Origin of the sequence: Klebsiella sp. BIGb0149 (assembly GCF_004362605.1) — a bacterium.
Classification (GTDB): Bacteria; Pseudomonadota; Gammaproteobacteria; order Enterobacterales; family Enterobacteriaceae; genus Klebsiella; species Klebsiella terrigena.
Genome location: NZ_SNYG01000008.1, coordinates 1 through 19870 on the forward strand (window position 1 = coordinate 1; position 19870 = coordinate 19870).

Sequence of the window (19870 nt, forward strand, 5' to 3'; positions counted from 1 at the left end):
ATCCATGTCACTTTGAGTGCCCACACAGATTGTCTGATAAATTGTTAAAGAGCAGTGCAACGCGGCTTTCGCTCACCGTTGCGAGGTGGCGTATATTACGCTTTCCTCTTTCAGAGTCAACCCTTAATTTAGGATTTTTCTCTTCACCTTAACCGGCTTAATCTGTGAAGTTGTTCACATTTGCCGTGTCAGTGGGAGCGCATTATAGGGAGTTCTTTTGGTATGGCAAGCCTTAAAATACAAAAAACCTATCAAGCGCTCATTATTTGAACTTTCCTGTTCATCTCTCGAATAGCTGACACCGCTAAAATCCAGGACTGGCGCGGCCTGCGGCCTATTTCCGTCTCAAGGCAGTTTTTTTTAAAAAAATGTATGGCGTCCCGCACGCAGACGGCAGCCGCTGGCGTAGAGGAGCCATAAACGGCGGATTAAGCAGCCGCTTTGACTCACGACAAGGCGCCCTCGGTTCACACCTTTCTATAATCAGGACCGTTTCTCCTTACTGGTGTGAATCTATGGCTTATCAACTGAACATTAACTGGCCTGAGTTTTTAGAGAAGTACTGGCAAAAGCGGCCGGTAGTATTAAAGAATGCTTTCCCGAACTTCGTCGATCCGATCACCCCGGACGAGCTGGCGGGTCTGGCCATGGAACCGGAAGTCGACAGCCGGCTGGTCAGCCTGGTGAACGAGCAGTGGCAGGCCAGCAACGGGCCGTTCGAACATTTTGACGGCCTGGGCGAAACCGGCTGGTCGCTGCTGGCGCAGGCGGTCAACCACTGGCATATGCCTGCCGCCGAGCTGGTTCGCCCGTTCCGCGTGCTGCCTGACTGGCGCCTTGATGACCTGATGATCTCCTTCTCGGTCCCGGGCGGCGGCGTTGGCCCGCACATCGACCAGTATGATGTCTTCATTATTCAGGGCATGGGCAGCCGCCGCTGGCGCGTGGGCGACAAGCTGCCGATGCGTCAGTTCTGCCCGCACCCGGCGCTGCTGCACGTCGATCCTTTCCCACCGATTATTGATGAAGACCTCGAACCGGGCGATATCCTTTATATCCCACCGGGATTCCCGCACGACGGTATCACCCACGAAACGGCGCTCAACTACTCCGTTGGCTTCCGCGGGCCGAACGGTCGCGACCTGATCAGCAGCTTTGCCGACTACGCGCTGGAAAACGATCTCGGCGGCGAGCACTACAGCGATCCGGACCTGACCTGTCGCGAACATCCCGGTCGGGTTGAAGAGTATGAGCTCGACCGTCTGCGCGGGATGATGATCGACATGATTAGCCAGCCGGAGGACTTTACCCAGTGGTTTGGCCGCTTTGCCACCACCCCGCGTCACGATCTGGACATCGCGCCGGCCGAGCCGCCTTATGCAGAAGAAGAGGTTGTTGATGCCCTCAACGGCGGCGAAACGCTGGCCCGTCTGAGCGGCCTGCGCGTCCTGCATATCGGCGACAGCTTCTTTGTGAACAGCGAAGCGCTGGCAGTCACCGATGCCGACGCCCTGGATGCGCTGTGCCGCTACACCTCGCTGAGTAAAGATGAGCTGGGCAAGGGGCTGCATAACCCGGACTTTATCGCCGAGCTAACGCGCCTTATCAACCAGGGTTACTGGTACTTCGAAGAGTAAGCCTCCCAAAGCCTGGCACCGCCAGGCTTCTTTTTATGGCCTGCTTTTATTACCTGCTTTTATTACGCCCGTTTTGACAGCGTCAGAATAAAGCGGGTTGAGCGCGCGTCGGACTCTACCGCCACGCTGCCGCGGTGCGCTGTGACGATCGATTTAACGATAGCCAGGCCAATGCCGCTCCCCTCGCCTTTACGCTGGCGGGAGGGATCGACGCGGTAGAAGCGGTCGAAAAGCCGCGACAGATGTTCCGCAGGGATCGGCGTTCCCGGATTCTCAACGATCAGCTGAACCTGGTCATTGGCCTCCGTCAGATGAACGGTGACCGCCCGGCCGCCCGGCGTGTAGCGAATGGCGTTAGAGAGCAAATTACTCATCGCCCGGCGCAGCATCAGCGGGTCGCCAACCACCCAGCAGGCGCTGCCGCTAAGGTGCAGGGCCACTTCTCGCTCCTCGGCCCAGGCCTCAAAGAAGTCGAAAACCTTGCTGACCTCGTCGGCCAGATTCAGCGCTTTTAGCTCCGGAATCAGCTGATTGTTGTCGGCCTGCGCCAGAAACAGCATATCGCTGACCATCCGCGACATCCGCGAGAACTCTTCCAGATTGGAGTACAGCACATCCTCCAGCTCTTTCTGACTGCGGGTCTGACTGAGCGCGATCTCCGTCTGGGTCACCAGGTTGGTTATCGGCGTGCGGATCTCATGGGCAATATCCGCGGAAAAGTTGGACTGACGGGTAAACACATCCTCGATACGTTCCAGCATATGGTTAAACGACAGCACCAGCCGCTCCAGCTCAATCGGCACCGACTGCGGGTTTAAGCGCACGTCGAGGTCGCGGGAGGTAATGTTTTGAATCTGTCGGCTGACCCGGCGAATCGGCTTATGTCCGTGATAGACCACGAACAGCACAATAAAGAAGATAAGGATGCTGATAATCGTCGCCGCCGAGATCAGCCTCGCCTTCAGCTCGTTAATATAGTGGAGATGAAAATCGATCGACAGGGCCATCAGCAGGCGGTAGGCCGGCCTGCCGTCCGCCGCGCGTCCAAGCGGCAGCATAATCAGCCGCCAGGAGCGGGTCTGCATCTGGTGGTTATCGTGGGTCAACGCCCGCGGATGCGGATCGACCCACGAGATAACGTTGCCATCCTGCAGCCTGGCGGCAATGCCCGGCGTGCTCATAATATGGCTGAGGTCCGGGCCGTTCGGTGACTGGAAAAGGGTCTGGCCGCTGCCGTCATCGAGGCAAATAAAGACGTTGGCGTAGCCATCGATCACGTTCTTTAAGATCTCCAGCCGCCGCGCCTGAGGAGAGTCGGCGTGGTTGAGCACCGTCTCAAGGGTGGTGGCCAGCTGCCTGAGGTCGTGGGCGTCGCGCTCTTCAAAGTGCGCCTTTACCGAGTGGATCATTATCCAGGTGAAGGCGAAAAAGGCCACTATCGTCGCCAGGCTGATAAAAAAGGTCAGCCGCGTCGCCAGCGAAAAGGGCCGCCGCAGCAGCTTAATCGCCATCCGGCACCTCGAGCACGTAGCCGACGCCGCGCACGGTCTGAATAAGCTTAGGTTCAAAATCATTATCGATTTTACCCCGCAGCCGCTTCACCGCCACGTCGATGGCGTTGGTGTCGCTGTCAAAATTCATGTCCCAAACCTGGGAGGCGATTAGCGAACGGGGCAGCACTTCCCCCTGATGGCGGATAAAGAACTCCAGCAGCGTAAACTCTTTGCTGGTCAGCGTGATGCGCGCGCCCGCGCGGGTCACCCTGCGGCTGACCAGGTCGAGCGTTAAATCCGCCACCTGGAACTGGCTTTCAACGATCGTCGCCGCCCCGCGGCGCAGGAGCGTCCTTACGCGCGCCAGCAGCTCGGCGAAGGCAAAGGGCTTCACCAGATAATCATCGGCCCCGAGCTCCAGCCCCTTCACCCGATGCTCAACGGTCCCCAGCGCGGTCAGCAGCAGGATCGGCATGCCCTTATCGGCGGATCGCAGCATTCTGACGATATCCCAGCCGTTCACGTCCGGCAGCATGATGTCGAGGATCAGCAGGTCATAATCGCTGGTCATCGCCAGGTGATAGCCGTTCAGACCGTTATCCGCCAGATCGACAACAAAACCGGCTTCCGTCAGCCCTTTCGTCAGGTACTCGCCGGTTTTCATCTCATCTTCGACGATCAAAATCTTCATCACCTGCTCCTTCACGCGACTGTGGTGCGGGTTTCCAATTTTAGAGGAGCCCAACCGGATAGCAATGAATTCTCAGGAAAATGACAGCTTTGTCATTTTCCCGTCACGCGTCAAACAGACGCCGTTGCGTAAAGTACAGGGCATTCCCTGATAGCCGATAAACCTGCCACTATGCGCCAGTTAAAGCTTATTTCGCTCAGCGTTATTTTTATTCTGACGGGCTGTCTCTCCTTAGCCCCGGACTACCGCCAGCCGCCCTCGCCGGTGCCGCAGCAGTTCTCTCTCAGCCAGAACCAGCTGGTGACGCCGCCTGCGGGCTATCAGGACGCCGGCTGGCGCGCCTTTTTCGCCGATCCGCAGGTTAAATCGCTGATTGCCACCGCGCTTGTCAATAACCGGGACCTGCGCATGGCGACCCTGAAAGTGCAGGAAGCGCGGGCGCAGTACGCCGTGACCGATGCCGACCGCTATCCGCAGCTCGACGCCTCCGCCAGCACCACCTACGGCGGAAAGCTTAAAGGCGATACCACCACCAGCAGCGACTATCAGGCCGGACTGAACCTCAGCTTCGATCTCGACTTCTTCGGCCGCCTGAAAAACATGAGCGAGGCGCAGCGACAGACCTTTTTCGCCAGCGTAGAAGCCCAGCGCGCGGTGCACATCTTATTAATTTCAAACGTTTCGCAGAGCTACTTCAACCAGCGGCTGGCCGCAGCGCAGCTCTCCGTGGCGCGCGAGACGTTACAAAACTACCGCCAGTCCTACGCTTTTGTAGAGAAACAGCTGCTGACCGGCAGCAGTAGCGTGCTGGCGCTGGAGCAGGCGCGCGGGGTGATTGAAAGCACCCGCGCCGACATCGCCAGGCGGGAAGGCGAGCTGGCGCAGGCCAACAACGCCCTGCAGCTGCTGCTGGGCAGCTATCAGCGCCTGCCGGACGACACGGCCGACGCCGCGGGGGATATTCACAGCGTCAGGCTGCCGCCCGCCCTCTCCTCGCAGATCCTGCTCCAGCGCCCCGATATTTTAGAGGCCGAGCACGGGCTGCGGGCGGCGAACGCCAATATCGGCGCCGCGCGGGCGGCCTTCTTCCCGTCGATTACGCTAACCAGCTCGCTTTCCGGCAGCAGCGCCGACCTCTCCAGCCTGTTTAATCCGGCCAGCGGGATGTGGAACTTCATCCCTAAAATCGAGCTGCCGATATTCAACGCCGGGCGTAATCAGGCCAATCTCGACGTCGCCGAAATCCGCCAGCAGCAGTCGGTGGTGAATTACGAACAGAAAATCCAGAACGCCTTTAAAGAGGTGGCCGACGCCCTGGCCCTGCGCCAGAGCCTGGCGGATCAAATCAGCGCCCAGCAGCGCTATCTCACCTCCCTGCAAATCACCCGCCAGCGCGCCGGCACGCTCTATCAGCACGGCGCGGTCAGCTATATCGAAGTGCTGGACGCCGAACGTTCGCTGTTCGCCACGCAGCAAACCCTGCTGGATCTCAACTACGCCCGCCAGGTGAACGAAATTCAGCTCTTTACCGCCCTCGGCGGCGGCTGGCTGGAATAAACCATTATTGAATATCAGGAGCGTTAATCATGAATCATGTCGCAAAAACGGTCATTTTGGGCCTTCTTCTGTCTGCAGCGATCTCCGGCGCCCAGGCTGCCGGACATCAGCATGGCGAAATGATGCCCGCCGCCGGGCAGGCGCAGGCCATCAGCGCCACCGGCGAAGTCAAAATCATTGATATGGAGGGTAAAAAAGTCACCATCGACCATGACGCCATCCCGGCGGTGAACTGGCCGCCGATGACCATGCGCTTCACCATCACTCCGCAAACCCAGCTTAACGCGGTTAAGCCCGGCGATAAGGTCGCCTTCACCTTTATTCAGCAGGGCAATCTCTCCTTATTACAGGATATCCACGTTAACTAATAAGGTGTTCACGGAGCGCATTACGATGGTCTCTCTAAAACTTAAAACCGCTGCGCTCATTATCAGCAGTATGTGTCTTGGCGGCGTTATTGCAGCGGGCCTCTATATCGGGCTTTCGCCCGCTCACCCTGCGGGCGATGCGGAGCCTGCCGCCGGACAGGCGCGTAAAGTCCTGTTCTGGTATGACCCGATGTACCCCAATACGCGGTTTGATAAGCCGGGGAAATCGCCGTTTATGGATATGGACCTGGTAGCCAAATACGCCGATGAAGAGGCGCCGCCCTCAGCCGCGCCGGGCGTACGCATCGACCCGACGCAAACCCAGAATCTGGGCGTCAAAACCGCCGCCGTCGTCCGCGGCCCGCTCAGCTACGCCCGGACCTTCCCGGCCAACGTCAGCTATAACGAATACCAGTTTGTCATCGTTCAGGCGCGCTCGGCGGGCTTTATCGATAGGGTCTACCCGCTGACCGTCGGGGATAAAATAAAGAAAGGCACCCCGCTTATCGACCTGACCATCCCCGACTGGGTCGAGGCGCAGAGCGAATATCTGCTGCTGCAGGAAACCGGCGGCACTGCCACCCAGGTGGAAGGGATCCTCGAGCGGCTGCGCCTCGCCGGAATGCCGGATGAGGATATCCGCCGCCTGAAGGCGACGCGCAAAATTCAGACCCGCTTCACACTTAAAGCGCCGATTGACGGCGTGATTACCGCCTTTGATCTTCGCACCGGCATGAACATCGCCAAAGATAACGTGGTGGCCAAAATTCAGGGCATGGACCCGGTGTGGATTAGCGCCTCGGTGCCGGAATCCATCGCCTGGCTGATTAAAGACGCCTCGCAGTTTGCCCTTTCCGTTCCGGCATGGCCGGACAAAGTCTTCACCATCAGCAAATGGAGCATGCTGCCCGGCGTGGATGCGGCTACCCGCACGCTGCAGCTGCGTCTGCAGGTCGATAATCCGGACGAGGCGCTGAAGCCGGGAATGACCGCCTGGCTGAAGCTGAACGCGCAGAGTCAGCCGATGCTGCTGATCCCGTCGAAAGCGCTGATCGACAGCGGCGCGGAGCAGCGGGTTATCACCGTGGGCGACGACGGCCGCTTCGTGCCGAAACGGGTCGCGGTCTTCCAGCAGTCCGGCGATATGACGGCGATCCGCTCCGGCATTCATGAAGGAGAGAAGGTGGTCGCCAGCGGTCTGTTCCTGATTGATTCCGAGGCCAATATCTCCGGCGCGCTGGATCGGATGCGCGCCAGGCCGGCCGCCGCGACGCCGAACGTGCCGAATAGCGCGGCGCATGCGCACTGAGGAGATGACAAATGATTGAATGGATTATCCGTCGCTCGGTGGCCAACCGCTTTCTGGTGATGATGGGGGCGCTGTTCCTCAGCATCTGGGGGACGTGGACCATCGTCCATACGCCGGTGGACGCCCTGCCGGATCTCTCTGACGTGCAGGTGATCGTCAAGACCAGCTACCCCGGCCAGGCGCCGCAAATCGTCGAAAACCAGGTCACCTGGCCGCTGACCACCACCATGCTCTCGGTGCCGGGCGCCAAAACGGTACGCGGCTTCTCGCAGTTCGGCGCCTCCTACGTCTACGTGATTTTTGCCGACGGCACCGATCCCTACTGGGCGCGCTCGCGGGTGCTGGAGTACCTCAACCAGGTGCAGGGCAAGCTTCCGGCCGGCGTCAGCGCCGAGATGGGCCCGGATGCCACCGGCGTCGGCTGGATCTACGAGTACGCGCTGGTCGACCGCAGCGGCAGGCACGACCTCGCGGAGCTGCGCTCGCTGCAGGACTGGTTTTTAAAATATGAGCTAAAAACGATTCCGGACGTTTCGGAAGTGGCCTCGGTGGGCGGCGTGGTCAAAGAGTATCAGGTTGTGGTCGACCCGCTGAAGCTGACCCAGTACGGCATTACCCTGGCGGCGGTGAAATCGGCGCTGGAGACCTCCAACCAGGAGGCCGGCGGCTCTTCCGTCGAGCTGGCTGAAGCCGAGTATATGGTGCGCGCCAGCGGCTATCTGCAAAGCCTCGACGATTTTAACCACATCGTGCTGACAACCGGCGACAACGGCGTGCCGGTCTATCTGCGCGACGTCGCCAGGGTACAAATTGGCCCGGAGATGCGCCGCGGCATTGCCGAACTGAACGGCGAAGGCGAAGTGGCCGGCGGCGTGGTGATCCTGCGCTCCGGCAAGAACGCCCGCGAAGTGATTTCGGCCGTAAGGGCCAAACTGGCGTCCCTGCAGGGCAGCCTGCCGGAAGGGGTTGAGGTGGTCACCACCTATGACCGCAGCCAGCTGATCGACCGGGCCATCGACAACCTCAGCATGAAGCTGCTGGAGGAGTTTATCGTCGTCGCGCTGGTCTGCGCCCTGTTCCTGTGGCACATACGCTCGGCGCTGGTCGCCATTATCTCTCTCCCGCTCGGCCTGTGCTTCGCCTTTATCATGATGCATTTCCAGGGGCTGAACGCCAACATCATGTCGCTGGGCGGCATTGCGATTGCGGTGGGGGCGATGGTCGATGCCGCCATCGTGATGATAGAAAACGCCCACAAGCGGCTGGAAGAGTGGGATCACCTGCATCCCGGAGAGCGGCCCGATAACGACACGCGCTGGAAAATCATCACCGACGCCTCGGTGGAGGTCGGCCCGGCGCTGTTTATCAGCCTGCTGATTATCACCCTGTCGTTTATCCCGATTTTCACCCTCGAAGGGCAGGAAGGTAAGCTGTTCGGCCCGCTGGCGTTTACCAAAACCTGGTCGATGGCCGGGGCGGCGCTGCTGGCGATCGTGGCGATCCCGATCCTGATGGGGTTGTGGATCCGCGGCAGGATCCCGGCGGAGAGCAGCAACCCGCTCAACCGTTTCCTGATCCGCCTTTATCACCCCCTGCTGCTGAAGGTGCTGCGCTGGCCGAAGGCGACCCTGCTGGTCGCGGCGCTAACGATCCTGACGGTCATCTGGCCGCTCAGCCGGGTGGGCGGCGAGTTCCTGCCGCAGATCAACGAAGGCGATCTGCTGTATATGCCGTCAACCCTGCCGGGAATTTCCGCCTCGCAGGCGGCGGATATGCTGCAGAAGACCGATAAGCTGATCATGACGGTGCCGGAAGTGGCCCGCGTGTTCGGCAAAACCGGTAAGGCCGAGACCGCCACCGATTCCGCGCCGCTGGAGATGGTCGAGACCACCATTCAGCTCAAGCCGCAGAATCAGTGGCGCCCGGGGATGACCATGGAAAGGATCGTCGAGGAGCTGGATAAAGCCGTACGCCTGCCGGGACTCGCCAACCTGTGGGTGCCGCCGATCCGCAACCGGATCGATATGCTCTCCACCGGGATCAAGAGCCCGATCGGCATTAAGGTCTCCGGCACTAACCTCGCCGATATCGACGAGAGCGCCGAGCAGATTGAAGCGGTGGCGCGCACCGTGCCGGGCGTCACCTCGGCGCTGGCGGAGCGGCTGGTCGGCGGACGCTATCTCAACATTAATATCAACCGCGAGCAGGCCGCCCGCTACGGCATGAGCGTCGGCGACGTGCAGCTGTTCGTCTCCTCGGCCATCGGCGGCGCGATGGTGGGCGAAACGGTAGAAGGCGTCGAACGCTACCCAATCAACATCCGCTACCCGCAGAGCTATCGCGATAGCCCGCAGGCCCTGCGCCAGCTGCCGATCCTCACTCCGCTGAAGCAGCAGATAGTCCTCGGCGACGTGGCGGAGGTGAAGGTGGTGACCGGTCCGTCGATGCTGAAAACCGAAAACGCCCGCCCGACCAGCTGGATCTATATCGACGCCCGGGATCGCGACATGGTTTCGGTGGTTCACGATCTGCAGCAGGCCATCGCCCAGGGCGTGAAGCTGAAGCCGGGGACCAGCGTCTCCTACTCCGGTCAGTTTGAGCTGCTCGAACGCGCCAACCAGAAGCTGAAGCTGATGGTCCCCATGACGCTGATGATCATTTTCGTCCTGCTGTACCTGGCGTTCCGTCGCTTTGGCGAAGCGCTGCTGATCGTCGCCAGCGTGCCGTTCGCGCTGGTCGGCGGCATCTGGTTCCTCTACTGGATGGGATTCCATCTGTCGGTGGCGACCGGCACCGGCTTTATCGCCCTCGCCGGGGTAGCGGCGGAGTTTGGCGTGGTAATGCTGATGTACCTGCGCCACGCCATTGAAGCGGAGCCGTCGCTGGAGAACGTGGAAACCTTCAGCGCTGATAAACTTGACGAGGCGCTGTACCGCGGCGCGGTGCTGCGCGTGCGGCCAAAGGCGATGACCGTGGCGGTCATTATCGCCGGCCTGCTGCCGATTTTATGGGGTACCGGCGCCGGTTCGGAGGTGATGAGCCGCATCGCCGCGCCGATGATTGGCGGGATGATCACCGCCCCGCTGCTGTCGCTGTTTATCATTCCGGCGGCCTATAAGCTGATGTGGCTGTACCGGCACCGGCGCCCGGCGCAGCGGGCATAACCGAGCGGCGAGCGGGCCGGATCGCTATCCGCCCCGCTCGCCCTCGCGCACTCTGCCAGGAGGAGCTAGCACGTTGATGGCGACATCTTCGTGGCTCGATGCTGAATATGCGCCCGCAGCAGCTTCTCCATCTCCTCTTCTCTCACCTGGGGATCGAGCTTTTGATACTCAAAGGTCAGCGCTCGCTGCCGGTAGGGAGCCAGCAGCGGGTTATGATGTAGTAATAATTCGCCGATCGCCTTAATCCGGCTCGCTTCAAGCCCCGGCAGTGCTTTAATGATGGCCCCGCACGGAATATCGCCGTCGTCGCCGATCATAACCAGTGAATAAAAATCGCTGAAGGCGGAGAGTTTCCACGCCGGCACGTTAAATTTATTGTAGTTAATCCCGCTGCTGTCGATATTGGCAAAATTGACGGTATAGAACGGAATAAAATCGTTTGCCTGCAGGGCCAGAGAAATAAACGCCGCGTCCTCGCTCTTGTGTATCGTTGCCAGCAAAAGGTTGAGCAGAAACTCCATCTGCGTAACCGTCAGATCGACGGATATCACCTCCTCATTTTGCAAAAAGAACAGAAATGTGATCTTCTCCTGATGATATTTCATCACAAAATCGGTCACCCGCAGCGCGACGTTAGGGTTCTGTATCTCATCAAGGGTGACGGCTAGCGTACGGCTGTTTAACCGCTCGGTATCGGCGATGGTGCGGGCTCTGATGCTCTCGGGGTCCTCGCGAAACAGCATTTGTAGCCTGCGGTAGCCGCTGAAAACGGCAAATACCAGGTCCTGCACCCGATCGGGCGGAAGGTACATCAGCGTTTCCGCACTCAGGACGCTTTGCATCTTCAGGACTAACGCCAGCACGGCGTTAGGGGATTTAATTATTCCGGTATTAATACCCGTTAAGATGTTCATCAAATAGTCTCCGTAGTAAGCTGCTGTGGCAACGAGGTCAGTTTCGCTAAATCAATAATCCGATCGGCGCTGGCGATGGTTGAAGGACGGTGGGCAATAATAATTCGGGTGATGTTTAAAGATTCAATCGCCGCGTTGACCATCTTTTCATTATTAATATCGAGATGGCTGGTCGCTTCATCCATAAATAGAATTTTCGGCTTTTGGTAGAGCGCCCGCGCAATGAGCAAGCGCTGCTTTTGACCGCCGGAGATCCCGGCGCCAAGCTCGCCGATAATCGTTTCATAGCCCATCGGCATGCGCAGGATCTCTTCATGGATATTGCATCTCATGGCGCAGTCAACGAGCAGCGCCCGATCCATCTCCTCATCAAAGCCCGAAATATTATCGGCAATAGACCCGGAAAACAGGCGGTCCTCCTGTAATACGCAGGCGATATTGTTGCGGAAGTTATTAATGCCGATTTTGTTAATATCAAAACCGCCGATAAAGATATCCCCGCGCTCCGGCGTCAGCAGGCCAGACATGACTTTGAGTAACGTTGTCTTACCGATGCCTGACGCGCCGATCAGCGCGACGGACTCTCCAGCGGCCACGCTAATATTGACGTTAGAAAACACGGGTTTTGACAGCAGGTCGTACTGATAGGCCAAATTCTGCACGTCTAAAGACACGCCGACATCATCGGCAAAAATCTTTCTTACCGGCGACTCGGCCTCCGGTTCGCTGTAGACAATTTCAGATATACGCTCGTTGTGTAGCGACAGCATTTTCAGCTGCATCGTAAGATCGATAAGCGACGCGGCGCGCTGGGCAAACTGGCCGCGATAGGCGTTAAACGCCATATACATACCGATGGTCATCGTGTTATCCATAACCATCTGCGCGCCCAGCCATAAAATGACAACCTGATCGGCCGAGTTAATGAAGGTATTAATCCCACCGAACAGCATATCGAAACGCGTTTGCTTCAGACCGGCGTTGCTGACATCGATATTGGTATTCAGCCAGTGCTGGGAACGCCTGCTTTTCAGGTTAAGCGATTTTATCGTCGCGATGCCGTACAGCGTTTCCATGAAATGCGAGCCCGAGCGCGCGCGTTTGACGATCAGCTCTTCATTGATGGCGCGATAAAATTTATAGGTGATCGCGCGCATCGCGGCGTAGCACAGGGTGAACCCCAACACGACCCACACCAGCCAGCCGCCGTACAGGCTCAGCATAACAAGCAGGCCGATGGTCATGATGGAGTCAATAATTCCGCTGACGATGCTGTTGGTAAAGGTCGAGCGGATGGTATCGAGAGAAGCAAATCGCGACTGTATGTCCCCCAGCTGGCGCTTCTCAAAGAACGCGAGCGGCAGGCCGATCAGATGATCGAAAAAGCTCGTTTTCCACTGCACGTCGGTCAGCGTATTCAGCTTTAGCGAAACCCACGCGCGAAGCATACTGACCCAGGTTTTAAAAATCGTAAAAAACATTAGCCCGACGCAGATGACCAGCAGCAGGTTTTCATCATGTGCGGTAATAACATGGTCAGTAACAACCTGCGTGCCCATAGGCAGCAGCAAATTCACCGTTTCAATGACTACCGACAGCATCAATATTTTCGTCAGCGCTGACTTCAGGCCAACAATGTTGTGCATTAACTCCCGCAGCTTCAGCCGCGAGCGCTGCTTTTCCTGAACGAAGCCGCTATCCGGCCATGCCTCAAGCGCGATGCCGCTGAAGTTTTCTGATAATTCCTTACGATGAACCACGCGTCGGCCAAGCGCCGGATCGTTAATAACAAAACGCTTACCTTTTACCGCAACCAGCACGACAAAGTGATTTAATGACCAGTGCAGTACGCAGGGCAGGCGGAGCTCGCCGATCTCTTCAATATCCAGGGATAGCGCCCGCGTTTTCAGGCCAGCCTTCTGCGCAACCGTCGCCAGGGCATTTAACGTCGTCCCGTGGGATGAGGAGCCGTAGATATTGCGAAAGTTGAACAGATCGATATCTTTGCCGTAGAACCCACAAATCATTGCTAAGCAGGCATTGCCGCACTCCGTTGATTCGGACTGTATAATAACCGGGACTTTGTTCCTGATTGAAAAGTTAATCCTTCTAAAAATTAAATCAAGCACGTCTTTATTCATCGTTGGGTCCCTTCAGGCTCTGTACTACTTTATATACTGGTGAGAACAGCCACTGATACAGCGGCCTTTCCTCGGTAAACACAATGCTCTTCGCCTTAAGGCCGTTCGATAGCACAAGCGTTCTGTTCTTATAAATAAACTCTTTTTCTTTAACGTTGATAATAGCTTTGTAGAGCGTCGGCGACGTATTGCTGTTAGCCTGGCTATTGCCATAGTCAGATAATTCCCGGCGGGTAACCGGCATTGATGAGATTGACATCACCTTGCCAGAAAATTGACCAAACTTGTCTGAAGGAAAGGCGTCGTAGCGGATATTTACGGTATCGCCGATTTTGACATAAGGTAAACTGTTATCGGGTAGCCACAGCAGTAAATAATAGTTAATACCGGTAAGCTGCTTAACCTGAGCCAGGCTGCTGCCGGCCTCTATCATTTGACCCCGGGTAACGGCTATCGACTCCACCCGGCCGTCAATCGTAGACTTCACTAAAATTCTTCCGCTCGCGCTGTTTTCAATCAGCTGGGTTTGCAGATCTCTCAGCTGGCTATATTGTGAAGTAATCTGATTATCAAGCTCAGCGGTCTTTACCGTTAAATCACTCCGGGTCTGGGTGAGCTGCAGCTCTATCTGCATTTTCTGCGATGATAATGATTGAAACGCATTTTGCTGCTGGACGAAAAGAGAGTGCTGATTATTGTACTGATCTTTATTGATCAGCCCTCGCTGCAGGTAGCTACTATAGCTCTGGAGCGACGTCTCAATATGTAAAAGACCTTTTTTAGCCGTCGTCAGCATTTTCTCGGTTTCATCGAGGGAGCGCTCGTAGCGCTGAATCTGGCGACGCGTGGTGCCAATAAAATCATCTTTGTTAGCTTTTAGTTTTTTGATGATATCTTCAGCATTGACAATCTTGGCTTTCACCATTGAAACATTTGTATCACTGACGTTGCCGACGTCGGTGTTTTTGGATACATCAAGCTCAAATAACACGGCGCCTTTCTTAACAACGTCACCCACCTGAACATACTGTTTCGAGATCGAGCCAAGCTGCGGTGAGGAGATATTAAGAGGATGCGGCAGAGTAATAACCTCGCCGACGACATCAATTCTTTTGGTATATTTGAAAAAACAAAGCATGGCAATAATGACAGCTAAAAAAGCAAGACAGCATGCGGAAACGATCAGCGGAGAAACGCCGCCGAACAGAATCACGCGTCCTTTCCAGTAGCTTCGCTGATGTTCTATCGCTTCCTGTCTGAACAATCTTTTACCCATGAGTACCTGACCTGATATAAAAAGGCCCGACGCATCGGGCCAGAAGAGGAATCAATTCAAAATCATGGTTTAAAGGTGCCGTCGAGGTAACCTTCGATCAGCGTTTGGGTATATTTCCAGGTATCCTCATAACCCACAATCGCGCCACCGATACCGCAGGTAATGCCGCCGATAATACCGCCGACGATCATACCAACGCCCTGACCAATCGACCCAACACCCAGGATCCCGCCGCCGTCGCCGCCATGCGTGCCACCAATAACGGCTCCCGCAGCAAAACCGGCAACCGCGCCAAGCGTTGCGCTGACTACCGCTTCACCAATATTGCCAAAAATATCCCACGGGCTGCTCCAGGAGTAGGCACCCGAAACGGCATTCATTTCTTCAAGAGAAAGTACTTTCATCACTATTCCTTATATATTTAATTTGTATGTTCCAGATGGTATAAATTTATCAATCACATATGCTGTGTTGATGGGAGGCTATTTTCGGCACTTCCCGTAAAAAAACAACTTTAGTTTCATGAATAATCCAGGCTTCAGATCTAAATAAGAAATAAAAATATGAATAAGAAAATCGCCGGTCAACAGGGGGCCTCATTATCAGGGCTTAATCCGCTCTCAACAACCTTTGAGAACAGGTATGGCGTTCCCGGCTTACCGCGGCTCGGATGACGAAGCAGGTCAGGCGAATTCTCGCGCCAGGGGCGCAGCGATAGGCGCTATTAATTTTCCTTAATCATAAAAATAAAGATATTTTCTCTATCATTAACAATCATATAGAAAGTAAACAATAAAGAAAATGACCGCATCGCCGGCACCTTCACAGCCCCAGGACAGGGCCCTAAAGTCGCGCCAGTGGTCATCTCAACTTTTTATCTGCCGGATGAGAGAACCGCCAACGCACTGCCGCAGGCAATAACGGCGATATTACCGCTACCGTGAATAATAAACATCAGGATAATAATCTTACCTCGCTTATTATAAGCGTTTCACTAATACCTTCGCTAAAAAAAATAGTGCCGCCGATTCTTCCCGTATGATGAAACCGTACAGAATCTTTGTAGATATTAACTTTGTTTAACCTGCCCGTTTATCTATGAGGATAACCCCTCACGTTAACCAGCCCGCCAGAGCCCGCCATAAGCCGACTTTCCGTCGTTAAGAAAAACCATCACTCACCCTCACCGAACGCTGCTTTGTGTGTATTAAGTTTTATTGAAAAAAAATCAGATGAGTATTTTAACAGACCGGGATTAATATAGCGGCACTTACCCATACAAGCCGTAAGGGTTGCGGAGTAAGTATATAAGGATACATACGGGATTAAGCTGCTGAAGCCTATATTCAGCCTCTTTTTCCGGTAATTAATATTTTAACTTTAAATGAATGGATTAAACGGATGAAAAAAACAATTCTGGCTATGGTTATTACTGCCGCTACCGCTTTCAGTGCTCAGGCTTTGGCAACGAACCAGGCTGAAGTGACTATCCTGGGTGAAGTAGCAGACTCTCAGACTTCCTGCGTCGTGACTCCGACCGGTACCCTCAACAACGGTATCGTTAAGTTAATGACCGTGACCACTAATGAAGCAACCGGTCAGTCTGCTAATACCTTATTTAAAACCCAGAAGTTTGGCTTTCAGGTTAAAGACTGTGCGATCGGCGGCACGGATGAAAACAACGTTACCGGCCTGAGCGTGAAAGTTACCGGTACATCCTCTTCAAATCCTGAGATTCTGGACAACGCTATTACTGGTGCCGATGCAGCTACAAACATCGGTATCGGTATTCAGAAGCTGCTCAACAGCACCCGCATCAAGTTCGATGGCACTCCGGTTGCTGAAGCCTATACCCCACATCAGACGACTAACCTGGAATATCTTGCTGGCTACGTAAAAGTCAACGCGGCGAACCCTGTAGGTGAAGGCCAGGTTAAAGGTGTTGCAACCTTTACCATTGATTACACCATCTAATTAATGTTTAAGGGGCCTGCTGATCCAGCGGGCCCTTTTAATTAAATGCTGAAGGAATCTAATGTACCAGATGATGATCAAGGCAATCATTGCCTTCGCCATGATACTGAGCGGCTTTGCGCATGCAGGAATTGTTATCGAATCAACCCGCTATCTTTATAAAGAAGGCGCTCGTGAGATATCTGCGCAAATTGAGAATAAAGACGAGATGCCTTATCTGATCAAATCATGGGTTGAAGCACCAGAGGGAAAAACGCCGGCATTTATGGTCACACCTCCCCTTTTCCGCCTGGAGATGAAACAGAAAAATACCGTCCGTATATTCTCCACTGGCAACATCAGCGCTCCCACCGATCGCGAATCGTCTTACTTTTTTAATATTATGGCCATTCCGCCGTCGGATGATACCTATGTGAACAACAATACCATTCAGCTCGCTGTTCGCCATCGCATGCGGCTGATTTACCGGCCAAAAGCGTTAGCCGAGCTGTCCAATAATACCGAAGCCGAAAAAATAGAATGGCGCAGGGCCGGAAAGCAGCTCACCATAAAAAATCCAACGCCATTTTTCTTCTATTTTAGAAGTGTCCAGATTGGCGCCAGCGAATACCAGGCAGAAATTAAATATATTGAGCCCTTCTCCTCAAAAGCTATAACGCTAAAAGATAACGGCAATGCTACCAAAGTAACGTGGAAAATAGTCAATGATTATGGAGGTGCAGGTTCCCTCTATTCATCGAAATTGCCATAAACAGTTCGCATTTATAAATGGATGTTTTTATGCCAATAGAACACAGAGATGGCTTCAGGCTATCTACGCTCTGCATAGCGATTATTACTATAATGACGGCGAGCATTCACACTACGGTGAATGCACGTGAATTCTTTGATCCCGCATTTATTACATCTGCCAACGGAGGTGACGCATCCAGCGTTCCCGACCTGTCGATTTATCAATCGGTCAACGCTCAGGCTCCGGGAGACTATCGGGTCGACGTCGTTTTTAATGGCCGCTACCTGGAAACTAAAAACGTTAAATTTGTTACGACCGAGCGCAGCAGGCTTGATAAACAGTTAAACCTGATCCCCTGCTTTACGTTGGACGCACTCTCCCAGTATGGCGTCAGGGTTAAATCATTCCCCGAGCTGAAAGAGAATGAACAAGGCTGCGCCAACTTCGATATTATTCCAGACAGCAAAACAATTTTCGATTTCACCGCCCAGCGCCTGGATATATCCACGCCTCAGGCCGCGATGAGCACGGTGGCCAACGACTATATCCCGCCGGAAAAGTTTGATGACGGCATAAACGCCATGTTTGTGAACTACCAGTTTAACGGTTCGCAGGATTTTAAAAGCGATAATGAATACTACGGCCTGAATCTGGAGTCCGGGATAAACCTCGGCCCCTGGCGCATCAGGAACCTTGGCATGTGGAACAAAAGTAAGGGGGAATCAGCTCATTTTGATTCCGCCTATCTTTATCTCCAGCGCAGCTTGCGCTCCATCAGCAGCGACCTGATCATCGGCGAAAGCTCTTCTCTATCCGGCATATTTGATAGCGTCCCCTTCTCCGGCGTGCAGCTGGCGACGGATACCAGCATGCTGCCGGAGAGCATGCGCGGCTACGCCCCGGTGATCCGCGGTATTGCGAAAACCAACGCCCGCGTGGTGATCAAGCAGAATGGCTATCAGGTTTACCAGACCTACGTCGCGCCGGGCGCGTTTGAAATTACGGATATGTACCCCAGCGGCGGGAGTGGCGATCTGTACGTGACGGTTGAAGAGTCCGACGGCTCGAGGCAGAACTTTATCGTGCCCTTTGCGGCTCTGCCGGTGATGCTGAGGGAGAACCAGTTCGAATATGAAATCACCTCGGGGAAATACCGCCCTTACGTCGGCACCATTGATGAAACCCCTTTTACCCAGGCCACGGCCAAATACGGCTTATCAACCAGCGCCACCATTTTTGGCGGCGTGCAGGCATCGGCAAAATATCAGGCTCTCTCCAGCGGACTGGGGTATAACCTCGCCAACCTGGGCGCTCTGTCGGCCGACGTGACCCAGGCATGGTCGAAAAAACGCTATGAAGATAAAACGTCCGGCCAGTCGTGGCGCATACGCTACGGTAAAAATATTATCGAAACCGGAACCAATTTCACTATTGCCGGCTATCGCTACTCGACAAAAGGGTTTAACACCCTTTCCGAAGTGCTTAATACCTATTCCGATGACGGACGGTATTACTCGGCGCGCTCTTTACGCAATCGTACTAACCTGACGCTTAACCAGAGCCTGGGAAAATCGCGAGGTAGCCTGTCCATCAGCGCCCTCATCGAAGATTACTGGGATAACAAGCGTACAAATAAATCATTGAGCCTCGGCTATAACGGCGGCTGGCGGGGTGTTAACTATTATCTGGGCTATAGCTATAACCGCTATACCTGGGGTACGCTCAGCTCCAGCCATGAGGTGCGAAACGATCAGCGCCTCGCGCTCACCATCTCCATCCCGCTGAGCAACTGGCTGCCCAATACCTATGCCAGCTACCAGGTCACCGAAAGTACCCCAGGCTCTACGGATCAGTACGTTTCTTTAGGCGGCATCGGGCTGGAAAACAATAATCTCGACTGGGACATCCAGCAGGGTTACAGCAACCGTGAGCACTATAGCGGCGACCTCAGGGGAACCTATAACGGCTCGCGCGGCAGCGTCAACGCCGGCTACAGCTACGACAACAACAGCCGGCGGTTCGACTACGGTGCCAGCGGCAGCCTGATCGCGCATGCGAACGGAATAACGTTTGGCCAGAATATCAGCAACGCGGCCGTGCTAATCCAGGCCCCAGGTCTGGACAACGTCAGGCTCAGCTCGGATTCAACGATCGTCACGGACAGTCGCGGCTACGCCATCGTTCCCTATCTTACCCCCTACCGCAGTACCGATATCACTCTGGACAGCACATCCTTTGGCGACGATATGGAGCTGATGCAAACCACGCAGCAGGTCGTTCCCACCCGCGGCGCCATCGTGCGCGCAAACTATGCCGGGAATATTGGGCAGCGGGCATTTATTCGGCTTAAAACTCCCGCAGGCCGCGAGGTGCCTTTTGGCGCAATGGTCACGCTTGCCAGCGCGGCTAAATCCCAGGCCAACATCGTGAGCGACGCCGGCATGGTTTATATGACCGGCCTACAGCCAACGGGCGCGCTGACGGTCAGCTGGGGTAAAAATGCGGGCCAGAAATGTACCGCCATCTATACCTTGCCTGCCGGCCAGAAGAAAAACTCCGGAGTCAGCCAGACTGAAGCCCTGTGTCGATAATAATCATAAAGAGATAAGTGAA

General features: G+C 55.1%; 14 protein-coding genes. 8 read left to right on the top strand and 6 right to left on the bottom strand.

What is annotated here, in order from left to right:
- Positions 1–515: 515 nt before the first annotated feature.
- Positions 516–1637 (top strand): ribosomal protein uL16 3-hydroxylase, encoded by a 1122-nt coding sequence (locus tag EDF75_RS22950; RefSeq protein ID WP_133600988.1) that lies wholly within the window; start codon positions 516–518, stop codon positions 1635–1637.
- Between the two features lie 62 nt (positions 1638–1699).
- Here EDF75_RS22950 and EDF75_RS22955 read toward each other — a convergent pair whose 3' ends face one another.
- Both EDF75_RS22955 and EDF75_RS22960 read right to left on the bottom strand, forming a co-directional pair.
- Positions 1700–3148 carry a Cu(+)/Ag(+) sensor histidine kinase gene (locus tag EDF75_RS22955; RefSeq protein WP_133600989.1) on the bottom strand — a complete coding sequence of 483 codons (1449 nt, stop codon included), beginning with the start codon at positions 3146–3148 and terminating at the stop codon, positions 1700–1702.
- Complete coding sequence (locus tag EDF75_RS22960) at positions 3138–3821, bottom strand: copper/silver response regulator transcription factor (protein WP_045853224.1); 684 nt, start codon at positions 3819–3821, stop codon at positions 3138–3140. Before EDF75_RS22960 ends, EDF75_RS22955 begins: the two co-directional genes overlap by 11 nt.
- Before the next feature lie 171 nt (positions 3822–3992).
- On the opposite strand from EDF75_RS22960, the gene EDF75_RS22965 reads away from it, so the two are divergent.
- From EDF75_RS22965 to EDF75_RS22980, 4 genes are read left to right on the top strand one after another with little or no spacing between them, the layout of a single operon-like run.
- A complete protein-coding gene (locus tag EDF75_RS22965; RefSeq protein WP_133600990.1) occupies positions 3993–5378 on the top strand; it encodes a Cu(I)/Ag(I) efflux RND transporter outer membrane protein in 1386 nt (461 codons plus the stop codon).
- A gap of 29 nt (positions 5379–5407) precedes the next feature.
- Positions 5408–5746, top strand: a complete 339-nt coding sequence (gene cusF / locus EDF75_RS22970) for a cation efflux system protein CusF (RefSeq protein ID WP_133600991.1) — start codon at positions 5408–5410, stop codon at positions 5744–5746.
- A gap of 25 nt (positions 5747–5771) precedes the next feature.
- Positions 5772–7055 carry an efflux RND transporter periplasmic adaptor subunit gene (locus EDF75_RS22975; protein ID WP_133600992.1) on the top strand — a complete coding sequence of 428 codons (1284 nt, stop codon included), beginning with the start codon at positions 5772–5774 and terminating at the stop codon, positions 7053–7055.
- Positions 7056–7066: 11 nt separating this feature from the next.
- Positions 7067–10219 carry a CusA/CzcA family heavy metal efflux RND transporter gene (locus EDF75_RS22980; RefSeq protein WP_133600993.1) on the top strand — a complete coding sequence of 1051 codons (3153 nt, stop codon included), beginning with the start codon at positions 7067–7069 and terminating at the stop codon, positions 10217–10219.
- Positions 10220–10284: 65 nt separating this feature from the next.
- Here EDF75_RS22980 and yjeJ read toward each other — a convergent pair whose 3' ends face one another.
- From yjeJ to EDF75_RS23000, 4 genes are all read right to left on the bottom strand, one after another.
- The gene (yjeJ, locus tag EDF75_RS22985) at positions 10285–11133 is read right to left on the bottom strand and encodes a YjeJ family protein (protein ID WP_133600994.1); all 849 of its coding nucleotides are present in this window, start codon (positions 11131–11133) and stop codon (positions 10285–10287) included.
- The gene (locus tag EDF75_RS22990) at positions 11133–13274 is read right to left on the bottom strand and encodes a peptidase domain-containing ABC transporter (protein WP_133600995.1); all 2142 of its coding nucleotides are present in this window, start codon (positions 13272–13274) and stop codon (positions 11133–11135) included. Before EDF75_RS22990 ends, yjeJ begins: the two co-directional genes overlap by 1 nt.
- Positions 13267–14550, bottom strand: coding sequence for an HlyD family secretion protein (locus EDF75_RS22995; protein ID WP_133600996.1), 1284 nt, complete (start codon positions 14548–14550; stop codon positions 13267–13269). The genes EDF75_RS22990 and EDF75_RS22995 overlap by 8 nt, the downstream gene beginning before the upstream one ends.
- 62 nt (positions 14551–14612) lie before the next feature.
- Positions 14613–14954, bottom strand: a complete 342-nt coding sequence (locus EDF75_RS23000; RefSeq protein WP_133600997.1) for a hypothetical protein — start codon at positions 14952–14954, stop codon at positions 14613–14615.
- Between the two features lie 997 nt (positions 14955–15951).
- Here EDF75_RS23000 and EDF75_RS23005 point away from each other — a divergent pair.
- The 3 genes from EDF75_RS23005 (at position 15952) to EDF75_RS23015 (ending at position 19848) form a co-directional block, all read left to right on the top strand.
- Entirely contained in the window at positions 15952–16524 is a 573-nt protein-coding gene (locus tag EDF75_RS23005) for a fimbrial protein (RefSeq protein ID WP_133600998.1), read from the top strand.
- A 61-nt stretch (positions 16525–16585) separates the two neighbouring features.
- Positions 16586–17275 (top strand): fimbrial biogenesis chaperone, encoded by a 690-nt coding sequence (locus EDF75_RS23010; protein ID WP_133600999.1) that lies wholly within the window; start codon positions 16586–16588, stop codon positions 17273–17275.
- 29 nt (positions 17276–17304) lie between these two features.
- Positions 17305–19848 carry a fimbria/pilus outer membrane usher protein gene (locus EDF75_RS23015; protein ID WP_133601000.1) on the top strand — a complete coding sequence of 848 codons (2544 nt, stop codon included), beginning with the start codon at positions 17305–17307 and terminating at the stop codon, positions 19846–19848.
- The last annotated feature ends 22 nt before the right edge of the window (positions 19849–19870 follow it).

Excerpts from the sequence above, each read along its gene's own strand:
- EDF75_RS22950 (WP_133600988.1), top strand. The coding sequence starts at position 516 with ATGGCTTATCAACTGAACATTAACTGGCCTGAGTTTTTAGAGAAGTAC.
- EDF75_RS22955 (WP_133600989.1), bottom strand. The coding sequence starts at position 3,148 with ATGGCGATTAAGCTGCTGCGGCGGCCCTTTTCGCTGGCGACGCGGCTG.
- EDF75_RS22960 (WP_045853224.1), bottom strand. The coding sequence starts at position 3,821 with ATGAAGATTTTGATCGTCGAAGATGAGATGAAAACCGGCGAGTACCTG.
- EDF75_RS22965 (WP_133600990.1), top strand. The coding sequence starts at position 3,993 with ATGCGCCAGTTAAAGCTTATTTCGCTCAGCGTTATTTTTATTCTGACG.
- cusF (WP_133600991.1), top strand. The coding sequence starts at position 5,408 with ATGAATCATGTCGCAAAAACGGTCATTTTGGGCCTTCTTCTGTCTGCA.
- EDF75_RS22975 (WP_133600992.1), top strand. The coding sequence starts at position 5,772 with ATGGTCTCTCTAAAACTTAAAACCGCTGCGCTCATTATCAGCAGTATG.
- EDF75_RS22980 (WP_133600993.1), top strand. The coding sequence starts at position 7,067 with ATGATTGAATGGATTATCCGTCGCTCGGTGGCCAACCGCTTTCTGGTG.
- yjeJ (WP_133600994.1), bottom strand. The coding sequence starts at position 11,133 with ATGAACATCTTAACGGGTATTAATACCGGAATAATTAAATCCCCTAAC.
- EDF75_RS22990 (WP_133600995.1), bottom strand. The coding sequence starts at position 13,274 with ATGAATAAAGACGTGCTTGATTTAATTTTTAGAAGGATTAACTTTTCA.
- EDF75_RS22995 (WP_133600996.1), bottom strand. The coding sequence starts at position 14,550 with ATGGGTAAAAGATTGTTCAGACAGGAAGCGATAGAACATCAGCGAAGC.
- EDF75_RS23000 (WP_133600997.1), bottom strand. The coding sequence starts at position 14,954 with ATGAAAGTACTTTCTCTTGAAGAAATGAATGCCGTTTCGGGTGCCTAC.
- EDF75_RS23005 (WP_133600998.1), top strand. The coding sequence starts at position 15,952 with ATGAAAAAAACAATTCTGGCTATGGTTATTACTGCCGCTACCGCTTTC.
- EDF75_RS23010 (WP_133600999.1), top strand. The coding sequence starts at position 16,586 with ATGTACCAGATGATGATCAAGGCAATCATTGCCTTCGCCATGATACTG.
- EDF75_RS23015 (WP_133601000.1), top strand. The coding sequence starts at position 17,305 with ATGCCAATAGAACACAGAGATGGCTTCAGGCTATCTACGCTCTGCATA.